We start from the raw sequence: 15,714 nt of genomic DNA on the forward strand, positions 1-15,714 counted from the left end.
TCCTCACACGGTCGGGCGGGGTCACACGAGGATCAGTCCTCCTGCTCCTCCCCCTCACTGTCCTGCATCTCCTTGTGCAGGACCGGACCCTCTTCCGGGGCGAGGGTGCTCAGGATCCGCTGCAAGTCCTCCACGGAGGCGAACTCCACGGTGATCTTGCCCTTCTTCTGACCGAGGTCGACCTTCACCCGGGTCTCGAAGCGGTCCGACAGCCGGGTCGCCAGCTCGTTCAGTGCCGGAGAGAGCCGGGAGCCGGCCCGCGGCCCCTTGGGGCGCTGAGGCTTCTGCGGTCGCGAGCCCATGAGGGTCACGATCTCCTCGACGGCCCGCACGGACAGCCCCTCGGCGACGATGCGGTGGGCCAGCCGGTCCTGCTCCTCCGAGTCCGTCACAGACAGCAGAGCCCGGGCATGACCGGCGGACAGCACCCCGGCGGCGACCCTCTTCTGCACCGTCGGCGACAGCTTCAGCAGCCGCAGGGTGTTGGAGACCTGGGGGCGTGAGCGCCCGATCCGGTCGGCCAGCTGGTCGTGGGTGCAGTTGAAGTCCTTCAGGAGCTGGTCATAGGCGGCGGCCTCTTCCAGCGGGTTCAGCTGCGCGCGGTGCAGGTTCTCCAGCAACGCGTCCAGAAGGAGCTTCTCGTCCTCGGTGGCCCGGACGATGGCCGGGATGGCCTCCAGGCCGGCCTCACGGCAGGCGCGCCAGCGGCGCTCACCCATGATGAGTTCATAGCGGGCCGGCCCCAGCTGCCGTACGACGACGGGCTGGAGAAGGCCGACCTCCTTGATGGAGGTCACCAGCTCGTGCAGCGCGTCCTCGTCGAAGACGTCGCGCGGCTGGCGCGGGTTCGGCGTGATCGCGTCGAGGGGGATCTCGGCGAAGTGCGCCCCTACCGGCGCCGCGGGCAGGTCCGTGGCCGGACTCGCCGGACGCGCCTCGGTTTCACGTGAAACAGGCGGCAGGGTGGCCACCTTCGCCGCGGCCACGCCACGGTCGGTCGTCAGCACCGGGACGGCTGCGGGGGAGGCGGATGCAGCCCCTCCCAGTGCGGCCGGGGCCGGGTTCTTCTCGGTCGGGGCAGCGGGGATCAGTGCGCCGAGCCCACGGCCCAGCCCCCTCCGTCGCTCACTCACTGGATCCCCTCCACCATGCTCGGGTCGTTCTGGGCGCCGATGTGGGCATGGCTCGCGTCATAGCTGATGCCGACACCCCTCAGCGCGATTTCTCGGGCCGCCTCAAGATACGAGAGGGCACCGCTCGATCCTGGATCGTAGGTCAGCACCGTCTGTCCATAGCTCGGTGCCTCGGAGATGCGGACCGAGCGGGGAATGCTCGTCCGCAGCACCTCGTCCCCGAAGTGGGTGCGCACCTCTTCCGCGACCTGGGAGGCGAGACGCGTCCGGCCGTCGTACATGGTGAGCAGGATGGTCGACACATGCAGCCCGGGGTTGAGGTGGCCCCGCACCAGGTCGACATTGCGCAGCAGCTGTCCCAGCCCTTCGAGGGCGTAGTACTCGCACTGGATCGGGATGAGGACCTCCTGGCCCGCGACCAATGCGTTGACCGTCAGCAGACCGAGGGAGGGCGGACAGTCGATGAGGATGTAGTCCAGCGGCTGCTCATACGCCTGGATCGCACGGTGGAGCCGGCTTTCGCGGGCGACCAGCGAGACCAGCTCGATCTCCGCACCGGCGAGATCGATGGTGGCGGGGGCGCAGAAGAGGCCTTCGACGTCCGGGACGGGCTGGACGACCTCGGCAAGCGGCTTGCTCTCGACCAAGACGTCGTAGATGGAGGGCACTTCCGCGTGGTGGTCGATCCCGAGGGCCGTGGATGCGTTGCCCTGCGGGTCGAGGTCGATCACGAGGACGCGGCCCCCGTGCAGAGCCAGCGAAGCGGCAAGGTTGACGGTCGTCGTCGTCTTGCCCACGCCGCCCTTCTGGTTGGCGACCACGATGACACGGGTCTGCTCCGGTCGTGGCAGGCCTTCCCCGGCGCGACCGAGAGCCTCCACCGCCAGTTGGGCCGCACGACCGATCGGAGTGTCGTCCATCGGGGGCGGTGTTTCACGTGAAACATCCGCCCCCATCGACTCGGTACGGGGACCGGGGACCGGATCGGTCATCGGTCCCGCGATGTTGGCGTCGGACCGCAAGGATTCACTCTCCTCGACTTCAGGCTCGCAATGAACAGAGCCTCCCATGTCTTCGGGGTCGCGAACCAGTGAGGTCTGGCGTTCTGTGGAGAAATCCACCTCTGTGGACAACTCCGATGCCCCTCCGAGTGACCCGAGGGGCTTACGGTCGCGAGGTTCGGCCGCGGCGCGGCCACGACTGATGATGCCGTGCAGCAGTGAGCGACGTTTCACGTGAAACACGATGCACAGCGCCGTCGGCCGGACCTTCGCGACACTCCGACTTGAGCGGGTTTGGCAGCTTGTGTGGAGTACGTCTCAGCGACGGCGGCGGGCTCGGCCGGTCCGCGCCGCCTTCGCGCGCTTGGCGGCGAAGCGGACACCGCCGGGGCTCTCCCCGACCTCCACCCGCACCACCGTGGACAACGGGTCCACGACGCCCTCGCCCACATGCAGGATCGACGTCTCCACCGCACCCAGCTTGGTGAGCGCGGTGGCCGCGGCCTTCAGCTCCTCCTCGGCCGTGTCGCCCTTCAGGGCCAGCATCTCGCCGTACGGGCGCAGCAGCGGGATGCCCCAGGTGGCCAGGCGGTCCAGCGGGGCGACGGCCCGGGCGGTCACCACATGGACCGGGGGCAGCTTGCCCATGACCTCCTCGGCACGGCCGCGCACCACGGTGACATGGTCCAGGCCGAGCAGCTCGACGACCTCGGTCAGGAAGTTGGTGCGCCGCAGCAGCGGCTCCAGGAGGGTGATGTTGAGGTCCTCCCGGACCAGGGCGAGCGGGATGCCCGGGAGCCCCGCGCCGGACCCGACGTCGCAGACCGTCACTCCCTCGGGAACGGCCTCGGAGAGCACCGCGCAGTTCAGCAGATGCCGCTCCCACAGACGGGGCACTTCCCGCGGGCCGATCAGTCCGCGCTGCACACCGGCCTCGGCGAGCAGCTCCGCATAGCGGACCGCATCGGCGAAGCGATCACCAAACACTTCCCGAGCCTGCTCGGGCGCGGGGGGAAGCTCCGCTGCCTCCGTCACGGGGACCGTCCTTCCGTACAGCACCGGCGCTTCGCGCCGGCCACCAGAACTACAGGCTGACAAAGTTCGGCCCCGTCTGCGCTACAGACGGGGCCGGTGAAACGTGGGGCCGATCAGGCGGGCAGCACGACGACGAACCGCTGCGGCTCCTCGCCCTCGGACTCGCTGCGCAGCCCGGCAGCCTTGACCGCGTCGTGCACGACCTTGCGCTCGAACGGGGTCATCGGCTTGAGCTTCACGGGCTCGCCGTTGGCCTTCACCTCGGCGGCGGCCTTGGCGCCCAGCTCGGACAGCTCGGACCGCTTCTTGGCCCGGAAGCCCGCGATGTCCAGCATCAGCCGGCTGCGGTCACCGGTCTCCCGGTGCACGGCCAGACGCGTCAGCTCTTGCAGCGCCTCCAGCACCTCGCCGTCGTGGCCGACGAGCTTCAGCAGGTCGCGGCTGCCGGCGTCGCTGATGATCGACACGGAGGCGCGGTCGCCCTCGACGTCCATGTCGATGTCGCCGTCGAGGTCGGCGATGTCGAGCAGACCCTCCAGGTAGTCCGCTGCGATGTCACCCTCCTGCTCCAGGCGGGTGAGGGCGTCTGCACCCTCGGCAGCGGCGGAGGTGGTGCCTTCCGTCACGGGATGGGCTCCTTCTTACTTCTTGGACGGGGACTTGGGCCGCTGCGGGCCACCCTTGCGCTGGCCGGACTGGGCCCGGCTGCGGGTGCCGGAACCGGTCTTCGGCGCCTGCTTGGCGGCGGCGGGCTTGGCGTCCTGCGGCTCGTCGGACTTCTCCAGCGAGGTGGTCTCGTCGGCCTGCTTGGCACCGCCGGACTGGCGCTGGGACTTGGACTGGCGCTTGGGCTGCTGACGCCGGGCGGCGGCGCTGCCGGCGGCCGTCTCGGTGATCACCGCGCCGTCCTCGGTCTGCGCCGCGGCCTGGGCCGCGCTCTTCACCACGCTGCCGTCGGGCTGAGCGGCGAGACCCGCCTTGTTCAGCGCGTTGATGAACTTGCGCTCGAACTCGTTGCGGTCCCGGCCCTTGCTGACGATCGCCTTGACGATGGTCTTCTCGCTGCGCCGGCGGATCTTGCCGTGCTGCGTGACGTGCTTGGTCAGACGCTCCAGGTAGGCGGCCTGAGCCTTGGAACCCGGGGTGGGGTTGTTGCGGATGACATACATCTGCTGGCCCATGGTCCACACGTTGGTGGTCAGCCAGTAGACGAGGACACCGACCGGGAAGTTGATGCCGAAGATGGCGAACATGACCGGGAAGACGTACATCAGCATCTTCTGCTGCTGCATGAACGGCGTCTTCACCGTGGTGTCGACGTTCTTCGTCATCAGCTGGCGCTGCGTGTAGAACTGCGACAGCGACATCAGGACGATCATGAGCGCGGTGACGACGCGGACGTCGGTCAGGGAGGCGCCCAGCGCGGCGACCTGCGCCTCGCTGTTCATGAACTTCGCGGCGAGCGGGGCGCCGAAGATGTGCGCGTGCCGGGCGCTGTTGAGCAGCGACTCGTTGATGGCGCCGATCTGCGTGCCCGTCGCGATGCCGTTGAGCACGTGGTACAGGGCGAAGAAGAACGGGGACTGCGCCAGGATGGGAAGGCACGAGGAGAGCGGGTTGGTACCCGTCTCCTTGTACAGCTTCATCATCTCTTCGGACTGGCGCTGCCGGTCGTTCTTGTAGCGCTCCTGGATCTTCTTCATCTCCGGCTGGAGCGTCTGCATCGCACGCGTGGCCTTGATCTGCTTCACGAAGAGCGGGATCAGGCAGATGCGGATCAGGATCACCAGGGACACGATGGACAGGCCCCAGGCCCACCCGGAGTCAGGTCCGAAGATCGCCCCGTACACCGCGTGGAACTGGACGATGACCCAGGAGACGGGCCAGGTGATGAAACTGAACAGGCTGGCAATCGTGTCCACTAATCATGCTCCTTGGGCATGGGACGAGGTCTCTGCGGCCGGGCTCGAGCCAAGCTCGGAAGAGTTGGAGGAGAGCTTCGCTTCGGTGGCCGGTTCGGCGGCGGAGGACCCGCCCCTGCGTGCGCGCCAGGCGTTGCGCAGCATTTCGTGCCACCGCGGTCGCTTGCGCGGCGGGACATGGTCCACACCGCCCAGCGACCACGGATTGCACCGGAGGATGCGCCAAGCGGTCAGTGCCGTTCCCTTGATCGCACCATGCCGGTCGATGGCCGTATATCCGTAGTGGGAGCACGACGGGTAGTACTTGCACACCGGCCCCAGCAGCGGACTGATCGTCCACTGGTACAGCTTGATCAGAGCCAGCAGCGGGTACTTCATCGCGCGCCCCCTCCCAGTAGCCGCTGAAGGGCGGCGTCCAGGTCTCGGGCCAGCTGTGCGTGGTCTGCGTCGCCCGCTCCGGGCAGCGCTCGTACGACTACCAGGCTACCGGGGGGAAACAGGGCGACTCGGTCACGCATCAGATGACGCAGTCTGCGCTTCACTGTGTTGCGCACGACCGCGCCACCCACGGCCTTGCTCACGACGAAACCCGCACGCGTCGGAGGAGCGCTCTCCCCAGGCGCGTGCGGGTCCGTGGCACCGCTACGAAGGTGGACGACGAGGGTCGGGCGACCTGCCCTGCGCCCTCGCCGTACCGCGGTCGCGAAGTCCTCGCGCCGCCTCAGCCGGTTCTCGGTGGGCAGCACGACGTCATGACCTGATCGGGATCAGGCGGACAGGCGGGCGCGACCCTTGCTACGGCGGGACGCGAGAATCGCGCGGCCGGCACGGGTGCGCATACGCAGCCGGAAGCCGTGGGTCTTCGCGCGACGACGGTTGTTCGGCTGGAAGGTGCGCTTGCTCACTCGGGGGCTCCAGAAAGGTTCAGTAGTGGCGGGGTGCCGTCCTGGCTGTCACCGTGCGCCCACGAGTAGCTCGCTTCACGCCCGAGTGCACCGCTTACCGATCACCTGACGTGACCTGTGCCCATCGGAGGCAGGCGGCAGCAGCCATCGACAACTCGACCTGGTTACGGTACGCGGGACTGCGCCATTCGGTCAAACCGAGGGTCACCGAGAGACACTATCCACAGGCTGGGGACAACAACTTGAACCGTACCCGCCGCGCTGACTACCGTGGCTGAACTCCCATTCGTTCTTTTGTCCCCCGCCCCGGCGGGTTTGCCCCACCGACCACCCGCTGTACCCCCCGACCCGTCCCGCGATCACACGTTCGTGGGACCTGTGAGAGAGCGTGCCCTGTGGCTGACGTACCTGCCGATCTTGCCGCAGTGTGGCCACGCGTACTGGAGCAGCTCCTCGGCGAGGGCCGCGGACAGGGTGTCGAGGCGAAGGACGAGCACTGGATCCGACGCTGCCAGCCCCTCGCGCTGGTCGCCGACACCGCGCTGCTCGCCGTACCGAACGAGTTCGCGAAGGGCGTACTGGAGGGACGTCTCGCGCCGATCGTCAGCGAGACCCTGAGCCGTGAGTGCGGCCGCCCCATCCGCATCGCGATCACCGTGGACGACACCGCGGGCGAGCCGCCGGCCCCCGCCGCGCCGCCCGCCCCGCAGCCGCCCAAGCCGCGCTACGAGGAGCCCGAGCTGCCCTCCGGGCCGGCGTACGAGGGCTACGGCCGGCACCGCGCCCCAGACCCGCTGCCGGGCACCGAGCCCCAGCCGCGCGGCGACCAGCCGCAGTCCGGCCGCGGGGACCACCAGATGCCCACGGTCCGGCCCGCCTACCCTTCGGAGTACCAGCGCCCCGAGCCCGGCGGCTGGCCGCGCCCCGGGCAGGACGACTACGGCTGGCAGCAGCCGCGGCTCGGCTTCCCCGAACGCGACCCCTACGCCTCGCCGTCGTCCCAGGACGCCTACGGCCCGGGCCCGGACAGCTACGGCACGCACGACTACCGCTCGCAGGGCAGGGAGCGCCCGTCGTACGAGCAGCAGCGCGGCGAGTACGAGGGCCCGCGCGGCGACTACGAACCGCCCCGGCAGGACTACGACTCCGGGCGCGACGCCTACGACCCCTCCCGCGCCGAGTACGACCAGCGCGACCCCGTCCGCCGCGAGCTGCCCGAGCAGCCGGCGGGCGGCCCGGCGCACCGCGGCGGCCCCGGCCGCCCGGACCTGCCCCCGGCGGGTGCGCCCGGTGGTGCGCCGTCGGCGTCGTCCGCGGCCGCGAGCGGGCCCGGTGAGCCGACGGCACGGCTGAACCCCAAGTACCTGTTCGACACGTTCGTCATCGGCGCCTCCAACCGGTTCGCGCACGCGGCCGCGGTGGCGGTCGCCGAGGCGCCGGCCAAGGCGTACAACCCCCTGTTCATCTACGGGGAGTCCGGGCTCGGCAAGACCCATCTGCTGCACGCGATCGGGCACTACGCGCGCAGCCTCTACCCGGGCACGCGGGTGCGGTACGTCAGCTCGGAGGAGTTCACCAACGAGTTCATCAACTCCATCCGCGACGGCAAGGGCGACAGCTTCCGCAAGCGGTACCGGGAGATGGACATCCTGCTCGTCGACGACATCCAGTTCCTCGCGGACAAGGAGTCGACGCAGGAGGAGTTCTTCCACACCTTCAACACCCTGCACAACGCCAACAAGCAGATCGTGCTCTCCAGCGACCGGCCGCCCAAGCAGCTGGTCACGCTGGAGGACCGGCTGCGGAACCGTTTCGAGTGGGGCCTGATCACCGACGTCCAGCCGCCCGAGCTGGAGACGCGGATCGCGATCCTGCGCAAGAAGGCGGTGCAGGAGCAGCTCAACGCCCCGCCGGAGGTGCTGGAGTTCATCGCCTCCCGGATCTCGCGGAACATCCGTGAGCTGGAGGGCGCGCTGATCCGGGTGACGGCGTTCGCCTCGCTCAACCGGCAGCCGGTGGACCTGGGCCTGACCGAGATCGTGCTGAAGGATCTGATCCCGGGGGGCGAGGACTCGGCGCCCGAGATCACGGCCACGGCGATCATGGCGGCGACCGCGGACTACTTCGGGCTGACCGTGGAGGACCTGTGCGGCACCTCGCGCGGGCGGGCGCTGGTCACCGCGCGGCAGATCGCCATGTACCTGTGCCGTGAGCTGACGGATCTGTCGCTGCCGAAGATCGGGGCGCAGTTCGGCGGGCGGGACCATACGACCGTCATGCACGCGGACCGCAAGATCCGGGCGTTGATGGCCGAGCGGCGGTCGATCTACAACCAGGTGACCGAGCTGACCAACCGCATCAAGAACGGCTGAGGCCGGCGGCGCAGCCGTAGCTGAGGGCGCCTTCGGGGATCTGCTCCCCGAAGGCGCCCTTTGCGTTCCCGGGGGCGTCTCGGCGTGGTGCCCGGCGCTGTGGCTGGGCCGGGGCCGGTGGAAGCGCTGCTCGCTGAGAGGTGCCGCCGCGCGCACCCGTGCCGCCCCAGCGGCACGACTGCCCGCAGCTGGGGCGACATGGCGGCTGCTGGGTGTTCGATTTTGGGGTGGGTTACGGCTGCTCTCCACAGATGTGCGGACTTTTTTGTGTCCACACGCTGGGGACTGCGAAGTTGTCCCGAACGGTGTCCACAGGGAGCCTGGGAGCGTAGCGTTCGCCCAGCTCAAGGGCCTGTGGAATCGTGGACGAAGACTCTCCACAGGGTGTGGAAAAACTGGAGATCCACAGGCTGTGCATGAGGTTTTCCACCGGTACCCCACAGGTTGGAGCCGGTTGTCCCCAGCGATCACCGGCTTCTCCACATGACTGTCCACTGTTCGGCAAGGCGACGCCCCCTCTCACCGCGTCGAGTGAAAGGCGTCACACGAAGGTGCCGGATTGGGGTGTGGGAAACGTGGGTAAACCTGGGGATGCAGCTGGGGAGAACTGCCCTCTCCCTGTGGGCGGTGTGTGCAGAACTTTCTGTTCTCCACAGAAGAGCCCAGTTGTCCACTGCCTCCACCCACAGGACCGGTGGACAAAATTCCTGCGCTGAGCTGGGCAAACGTGGTTATCCACGGTATCCACAGCCCCTACTACTACTCCCGACTAGAGAGAGCTCGGCAATCGTTTTGAAGCGGGGGCTGTGCACAACTCGCGGTCTCGCGTCCGGCTGCCTCCCGGACCGACTTGACCCCGACGGGCACCTACTGTCAGTGGGGTGCGTCAGACTGGTCCCCGGTGTCCTTCCCTTCGCAGGGAGCGGTGACACCGAGTCGGAGGACTCGAGAGCAACAGCAGCAGGAGGCGGCTTACGGTGAAGATCCGGGTGGAACGCGACGTACTCGCGGAGGCAGTGGCCTGGGCGGCACGCAGCCTCCCGGCCCGTCCGCCGGCGCCTGTCCTCGCCGGCCTGCTGCTCAAGGCCGAGGACGGCAAGCTGAGCCTGTCGAGCTTCGACTACGAGGTCTCCGCGCGGGTGAACGTCGAGGCCGAGGTCGAGGAGGAGGGCACGGTCCTCGTCTCCGGCCGGCTGCTCGCCGACATCTCCCGTGCCCTGCCCAACCGGCCGGTGGAGATTTCCACAGACGGTGTACGGGCGACGGTGGTCTGTGGATCCTCCCGCTTCACCCTGCACACGCTGCCCGTGGAGGAGTACCCGGCGCTGCCGCAGATGCCGAACGCGACCGGCACCGTGCCGGGCGAGGTGTTCGCCGCCGCCGTCTCCCAGGTGGCCATCGCCGCCGGCCGTGACGACACGCTGCCCGTGCTCACCGGTGTGCGCATCGAGATCGAGGGCGACACGGTCACCCTGGCCTCCACCGACCGCTACCGCTTCGCGGTCCGGGAGTTCCTGTGGAAGCCGGAGAACCCGGACGCCTCCGCGGTCGCCCTGGTGCCCGCCAAGACGCTGCTGGACACCGCCAAGTCGCTGGGCGCGGGTGACAGCGTCACGCTGGCGCTGTCGGGCTCGGGCGCGGGCGAGGGCCTGATCGGTTTCGAGGGCGCCGGGCGACGTACGACCACGCGGCTGCTCGAGGGCGATCTGCCGAAGTACCGGACGCTGTTCCCGACCGAGTTCAACTCCGTGGCCGTGATCGAGACCGCGCCGTTCGTCGAGGCCGTCAAGCGTGTGGCGCTGGTGGCCGAGCGGAACACCCCGGTGCGGCTGAGCTTCGAGCAGGGCGTGCTGATCCTGGAGGCGGGCTCCAGCGACGACGCACAGGCTGTGGAAAGGGTGGACGCGCAGCTGGAGGGCGATGACATCTCCATCGCCTTCAACCCGACCTTCCTGCTGGACGGTCTGAGCGCGATCGACTCCCCGGTGGCCCAGTTGTCGTTCACGACGTCCACCAAGCCGGCGCTGCTGAGCGGCAAGCCCGCCGTGGACGCCGAGGCGGACGAGGCGTACAAGTACCTGATCATGCCGGTGCGGCTCAGCGGCTGAGCCGGTCGCGGTTGTCCGCGCGGTTGTCCACAGCGCCGGGTGCCCCTGTGGGTGCCCGGCGCTGCGGGTCGGCGGGGACGGGCGGCCGCCGTGTGTGTTCTCCCAGGTGAGCGTGTATGCCCACAACTGTGCAGGAGTGGGCGGGTTTAGGCTCGGCTCGGCACGTGGGTGCCTCTCACGCCACACAGCGACCTTAAGGAACACCACTGATGGAGCTCGGTCTCGTCGGACTCGGGAAGATGGGCGGCAACATGCGCGAGCGGATCCGCCGCGCGGGCCACACCGTCATCGGTTACGACCGCAATCCCGACCTCGCGGATGTCCACAGCCTGGAAGAGCTTGTGGGCAAGCTCAGCGGTCCGCGGGTGGTCTGGGTGATGGTCCCGGCCGGCGAGGCCACCCAGTCGACCATCGACCGGCTCGCCGAGCTGCTGGAGCCCGGTGACGTGGTCGTGGACGGCGGGAACTCCCGCTGGACCGACGACGAGAAGCACGCCGAGGAGCTGGCCGCCAAGGGCATAGGTTTCGTCGACTGCGGTGTCTCCGGCGGCGTCTGGGGCCTGGAGAACGGGTACGCGCTGATGTACGGCGGCGACGCCGAGAACGTCGCCAAGGTGCAGCCGGTCTTCGACGCGCTGAAGCCGGAGGGCGACTTCGGTGCGGTGCACGCCGGCAAGGTCGGCGCGGGCCACTTCGCGAAGATGGTCCACAACGGCATCGAGTACGCGATGATGCAGGCCTACGCCGAGGGCTGGGAGCTGCTGGAGAAGGTCGACTCCGTCACGGACGTCCGCGAGGTGTTCCGGTCCTGGCAGGAGGGCACCGTCATCCGGTCCTGGCTGCTCGACCTGGCCGTCAACGCGCTGGACGAGGACGAGCACCTGGACGGGCTGCGCGGTTACGCACAGGACTCCGGTGAGGGACGCTGGACGGTGGAGGCCGCGATCGACAACGCGGTGCCGCTGCCGGCGATCACCGCGTCGCTGTTCGCCCGGTTCGCCTCGCGGCAGGAGGACTCGCCGCAGATGAAGATGATCGCCGCGCTGCGCAACCAGTTCGGCGGTCACGCAGTGGAGAAGAAGTAAGGCCCACCGGCGGGCCGTACAGCCGTAGAGAAGCAGGGAGGTCGGCGGACGACCATGCACGTCACGCATCTTTCGCTGGCCGACTTCCGCTCGTACGCCCGGGCCGAGGTCCCGCTCGACCCGGGCGTCACCGCCTTCGTCGGCCCCAACGGGCAGGGGAAGACCAATCTGGTCGAGGCCGTCGGCTATCTGGCGACCCTGGGCAGCCACCGGGTCTCCTCCGACGCGCCCCTGGTCCGCATGGGCGCCGAGCGGGCGGTGATCCGGGCGCAGGTCCGGCAGGGTGAGCGGCAGCAGCTGGTCGAGCTGGAGCTGAACCCGGGCCGGGCCAACCGTGCCCGGATCAACCGGTCCTCGCAGGTCAGGCCCCGGGATGTGCTGGGGATCGTACGGACCGTGCTGTTCGCGCCCGAGGATCTCGCGCTGGTGAAGGGCGATCCCGGGGAGCGGCGGCGGTTCCTCGACGAGCTGATCACCGCGCGGTCGCCGCGGATGGCGGGGGTGCGGTCCGACTACGAGCGGGTGCTCAAGCAGCGGAACACCCTGCTGAAGACCGCCGCGCTGGCCCGTCGGCACGGCGGGCGGTCGATGGACCTGTCCACGCTGGACGTGTGGGACCAGCATCTGGCGCGGGCGGGTGCCGAGCTGCTGGCCCAGCGGCTCGATCTGATCGCCGCGCTCCAGCCGCTGGCGGACAAGGCGTACGAGCAGCTGGCGCCGGGCGGTGGTCCGGTGGCGCTGGAGTACAAGCCGTCCGCGCCGGGGGAGGCGCACACCCGCGAGGAGCTGTACGCGCAGCTGATGGCGGCCCTGGCGGAGGCGCGCAGGCAGGAGATCGAGCGGGGGGTCACGCTGGTCGGGCCGCACCGGGACGAGCTGCTGCTCAAGCTGGGGCAGCTGCCGGCCAAGGGGTACGCCTCGCACGGCGAGTCCTGGTCGTACGCGCTGGCGCTGCGGCTGGCCTCGTACGACCTGCTGCGCGCCGAGGGCAACGAGCCGGTGCTGATCCTGGACGACGTCTTCGCCGAGCTGGACGCCCGCCGCCGGGAGCGGCTGGCGGAGCTGGTCGCGCCCGGTGAGCAGGTGCTGGTCACCGCGGCCGTGGACGACGACGTACCGCATGTGCTGGCCGGGGCGCGGTTCGCCGTGTCCGGCGGGAGCGTGGAGCGCGTATGAGCACCGACGACGGCAAGGGGAAGAAGGCCGAGCCCTCCGGTGTCGACCTCGCGCGCGTGGCGTTGCGCGCGGCGAAGGAGCAGGCACGCGCGCGTGGGGACGCGGTGCGGCAGAAGAAGCAGGCCCGGCGGGGCGGCGGGCTGCGCTCCGGGGCGCGCGCCGACGGCCGTGATCCGATGGCGCTCGGCGCGGCGATCAACCGGCTGATCAGCGAGCGCGGCTGGGAGACGCCCGCGGCGGTGGGCGGGGTGATGGGCCGCTGGCCGCAGATCGTCGGCGAGGACCTGGCCAAGCACTGTGTGCCGCAGCGGTACGACGAGGACGAGCGCGTGCTGACGGTGCAGTGCGACTCGACGGTGTGGGCGACGCAGCTGCGGCTGCTGGCGCCGGAGCTGGTCCGCCGGCTCAACGAGGATCTCGGGCACGGCACGGTCCGGTTGCTCAAGGTGCAGGGTCCGGGTGGTCCGGCCCGTCGGTACGGGCCTTTGCGGGCTCCGGGAAGCGGCGGTTCCGGCGACACCTATGGGTGACGTACCTCACGTCGATCGTGCCGATGCGGGGCGTTGTCGTACGTCCGTACACGGGTGCGACCGGTGAGCTGACCCCCCAGTAGCCAAGGGATGACGGCCCGAAGCGCTGAGCGCCGCTGTGAGCCCCTTGGAGCCCCCTTCCGCATATCGGGACCCGGTCGAGGCCGGTTCAGGGCGGCACATGGGGACTCAGGTACCGGCAAACCCCCATCGATGTCAGTGCTACCGGTAGACTGGAAGACAATCCCGCCCCAACGTGGGGACCGCCCGGGAAAAGCTGAGCAACGCTGATCAAGGCTTACCAACGCAACATGCCGCAGCCGCTCCGGCAACCCGCCGAGAAGCCCGGCTCGTGCTGTGCCAGAAAGGGCGCTTCGTGGCCGATTCCGGCAACCCCAACGAGAACATCCCGTCCACCGACGCCGGCGTCGCCGCCGAGGCCGGCACCTCCGCCTCGTACGACGCCAGCGCCATCACCGTGCTCGAAGGGCTGGACGCGGTCCGCAAGCGGCCCGGCATGTACATCGGCTCCACGGGCGAGCGCGGTCTGCACCACCTCGTGTACGAGGTCGTCGACAACTCGGTCGACGAGGCGCTGGCCGGGTACGCGGACACGATCGACGTGACGATCCTCGCCGACGGCGGGGTGCGCGTCACCGACAACGGCCGTGGCATCCCCGTCGGCATCGTGGCCTCCGAGGGCAAGCCGGCCGTCGAGGTCGTGCTGACCGTGCTGCACGCGGGCGGCAAGTTCGGCGGCGGCGGCTACGCGGTCTCCGGTGGTCTGCACGGCGTCGGCGTCTCCGTCGTCAACGCGCTGTCGACCAAGGTCTCCGTCGAGATCAAGACCGACGGCCACCGCTGGACGCAGGACTACAAGCTGGGCGTCCCGACGGCTCCCCTGGCCCAGCACGAGGCCACGGACGAGACCGGCACCTCGGTCACCTTCTGGGCCGACCCGGACATCTTCGAGACCACCGAGTACTCCTTCGAGACGCTGTCGCGGCGTTTCCAGGAGATGGCGTTCCTCAACAAGGGTTTGACGATCAAACTCACCGACGAGCGCGAGTCGGCGAAGGCCACCAGCGGTGCGGACGAGGCGGGCGCGGACGAGACCGCCGAGGTCAAGACGGTCACGTACCACTACGAGGGCGGCATCGTCGACTTCGTGAAGTACCTCAACTCCCGCAAGGGCGAGGTGGTGCACCCCACCGTCATCGACCTGGAGGCCGAGGACAAGGACAAGAGCCTGTCCCTCGAGGTCGCGATGCAGTGGAACAGCGGCTACAGCGAGGGCGTGTACTCCTTCGCGAACATCATCCACACCCATGAGGGCGGTACCCACGAAGAGGGCTTCCGGGCCGCGCTCACGTCGCTGATCAACAAGTACGCGCGCGACAAGAAGCTGCTGCGGGAGAAGGACGACAACCTCACGGGTGACGACATCCGCGAGGGTCTGACGGCGATCATCTCGGTGAAGCTGAGCGAGCCGCAGTTCGAGGGTCAGACGAAGACCAAGCTGGGCAACACGGAGGCCAAGACCTTCGTGCAGAAGGCGGTCTACGAGCACCTCAACGACTGGCTGGACCGCAACCCGAACGAGGCCGCGGACATCATCCGCAAGGGCATCCAGGCGGCCACCGCGCGCGTGGCGGCCCGCAAGGCGCGCGACCTGACGCGTCGCAAGGGTCTGCTGGAGTCGGCCTCGCTGCCGGGCAAGCTGTCCGACTGCCAGTCGAACGACCCCACCAAGTGCGAGATCTTCATCGTCGAGGGTGACTCCGCCGGCGGCTCGGCCAAGTCCGGCCGCAACCCGCAGTACCAGGCGATCCTCCCGATCCGCGGCAAGATCCTCAACGTCGAGAAGGCCAGGATCGACAAGATCCTCCAGAACCAGGAGATCCAGGCGCTGATCTCCGCCTTCGGCACGGGTGTGCACGAGGACTTCGACATCGAGAAGCTCCGCTATCACAAGATCATCCTGATGGCGGACGCCGACGTCGACGGCCAGCACATCAGCACCCTGCTGCTGACCTTCCTGTTCCGCTTCATGCGGCCGCTGGTCGAGGCCGGGCACGTGTACCTCTCCCGTCCCCCGCTGTACAAGATCAAGTGGGGCCGGGACGACATCGAGTACGCGTACTCGGACCGCGAGCGCGACGCGCTGATCGAGATGGGCCGCCAGCGCGGCAAGCGGGTGCGCGAGGACTCGATCCAGCGCTTCAAGGGTCTCGGCGAGATGAACGCCGAGGAGCTGCGGGTGACCACGATGGACCAGGAGCACCGGGTCCTCGGCCAGGTCACCCTGGACGACGCCGCCCAGGCCGACGACCTGTTCTCGGTCCTGATGGGCGAGGACGTCGAGGCCCGCCGCCAGTTCATCCAGCGCAACGCCAAGGACGTCCGCTTCCTCGACATCTGAGTCGGTCTCAGCTGACCGCACCAGG

At 69.1% G+C, this 15,714-nt stretch carries 14 protein-coding genes; 6 read left to right on the top strand and 8 right to left on the bottom strand.

Annotation, left to right across the window (positions count from 1 at the left end; translation table 11 throughout):
* Positions 1 to 32: 32 nt before the first annotated feature.
* The 8 genes from ACZ5CZ_RS15300 to rpmH all read right to left on the bottom strand — a co-directional run bounded on the left by ACZ5CZ_RS15300 (position 33) and on the right by rpmH (position 5,996).
* Complete coding sequence (locus tag ACZ5CZ_RS15300) at positions 33 to 1,133, bottom strand: ParB/RepB/Spo0J family partition protein (RefSeq protein ID WP_385841551.1); 1,101 nt, start codon at positions 1,131 to 1,133, stop codon at positions 33 to 35.
* A complete protein-coding gene (locus tag ACZ5CZ_RS15305; protein WP_385841805.1) occupies positions 1,130 to 2,203 on the bottom strand; it encodes a ParA family protein in 1,074 nt (357 codons plus the stop codon). The genes ACZ5CZ_RS15300 and ACZ5CZ_RS15305 overlap by 4 nt, the downstream gene beginning before the upstream one ends.
* A gap of 249 nt (positions 2,204 to 2,452) precedes the next feature.
* Positions 2,453 to 3,169, bottom strand: a complete 717-nt coding sequence (gene rsmG, locus ACZ5CZ_RS15310; protein WP_385841552.1) for a 16S rRNA (guanine(527)-N(7))-methyltransferase RsmG — start codon at positions 3,167 to 3,169, stop codon at positions 2,453 to 2,455.
* 113 nt (positions 3,170 to 3,282) lie between these two features.
* Positions 3,283 to 3,795: a Jag family protein gene (locus ACZ5CZ_RS15315; protein ID WP_385841553.1), complete on the bottom strand. Its 513-nt coding sequence runs from the start codon at positions 3,793 to 3,795 to the stop codon at positions 3,283 to 3,285.
* A 15-nt stretch (positions 3,796 to 3,810) separates the two neighbouring features.
* Complete coding sequence (gene yidC / locus ACZ5CZ_RS15320; protein ID WP_385841555.1) at positions 3,811 to 5,091, bottom strand: membrane protein insertase YidC; 1,281 nt, start codon at positions 5,089 to 5,091, stop codon at positions 3,811 to 3,813.
* Between the two features lie 3 nt (positions 5,092 to 5,094).
* A complete protein-coding gene (gene yidD / locus ACZ5CZ_RS15325; RefSeq protein WP_385841556.1) occupies positions 5,095 to 5,469 on the bottom strand; it encodes a membrane protein insertion efficiency factor YidD in 375 nt (124 codons plus the stop codon).
* Complete coding sequence (rnpA, locus tag ACZ5CZ_RS15330) at positions 5,466 to 5,837, bottom strand: ribonuclease P protein component (RefSeq protein WP_078611778.1); 372 nt, start codon at positions 5,835 to 5,837, stop codon at positions 5,466 to 5,468. Before rnpA ends, yidD begins: the two co-directional genes overlap by 4 nt.
* Before the next feature lie 21 nt (positions 5,838 to 5,858).
* Positions 5,859 to 5,996 carry a 50S ribosomal protein L34 gene (gene rpmH / locus ACZ5CZ_RS15335; RefSeq protein ID WP_003956500.1) on the bottom strand — a complete coding sequence of 46 codons (138 nt, stop codon included), beginning with the start codon at positions 5,994 to 5,996 and terminating at the stop codon, positions 5,859 to 5,861.
* A 395-nt stretch (positions 5,997 to 6,391) separates the two neighbouring features.
* On the opposite strand from rpmH, the gene dnaA reads away from it, so the two are divergent.
* The 6 genes from dnaA (at position 6,392) to gyrB (ending at position 15,689) form a co-directional block, all read left to right on the top strand.
* Positions 6,392 to 8,368, top strand: a complete 1,977-nt coding sequence (gene dnaA, locus ACZ5CZ_RS15340; RefSeq protein ID WP_385841557.1) for a chromosomal replication initiator protein DnaA — start codon at positions 6,392 to 6,394, stop codon at positions 8,366 to 8,368.
* A gap of 977 nt (positions 8,369 to 9,345) precedes the next feature.
* Positions 9,346 to 10,476: a DNA polymerase III subunit beta gene (gene dnaN / locus ACZ5CZ_RS15345; RefSeq protein WP_385841558.1), complete on the top strand. Its 1,131-nt coding sequence runs from the start codon at positions 9,346 to 9,348 to the stop codon at positions 10,474 to 10,476.
* Between the two features lie 209 nt (positions 10,477 to 10,685).
* A complete protein-coding gene (gene gnd / locus ACZ5CZ_RS15350) occupies positions 10,686 to 11,561 on the top strand; it encodes a phosphogluconate dehydrogenase (NAD(+)-dependent, decarboxylating) (RefSeq protein WP_385841559.1) in 876 nt (291 codons plus the stop codon).
* 54 nt (positions 11,562 to 11,615) lie between these two features.
* Entirely contained in the window at positions 11,616 to 12,737 is a 1,122-nt protein-coding gene (gene recF, locus ACZ5CZ_RS15355) for a DNA replication/repair protein RecF (RefSeq protein ID WP_385841560.1), read from the top strand.
* A complete protein-coding gene (locus ACZ5CZ_RS15360; RefSeq protein ID WP_385841561.1) occupies positions 12,734 to 13,267 on the top strand; it encodes a DciA family protein in 534 nt (177 codons plus the stop codon). The genes recF and ACZ5CZ_RS15360 overlap by 4 nt, the downstream gene beginning before the upstream one ends.
* A 352-nt stretch (positions 13,268 to 13,619) precedes the next feature.
* Positions 13,620 to 15,689, top strand: coding sequence for a DNA topoisomerase (ATP-hydrolyzing) subunit B (gyrB, locus tag ACZ5CZ_RS15365; RefSeq protein ID WP_385841562.1), 2,070 nt, complete (start codon positions 13,620 to 13,622; stop codon positions 15,687 to 15,689).
* Positions 15,690 to 15,714: the final 25 nt, after the last annotated feature.

The sequence above is a fragment of the Streptomyces sp. NPDC031418 genome, assembly GCF_055581605.1.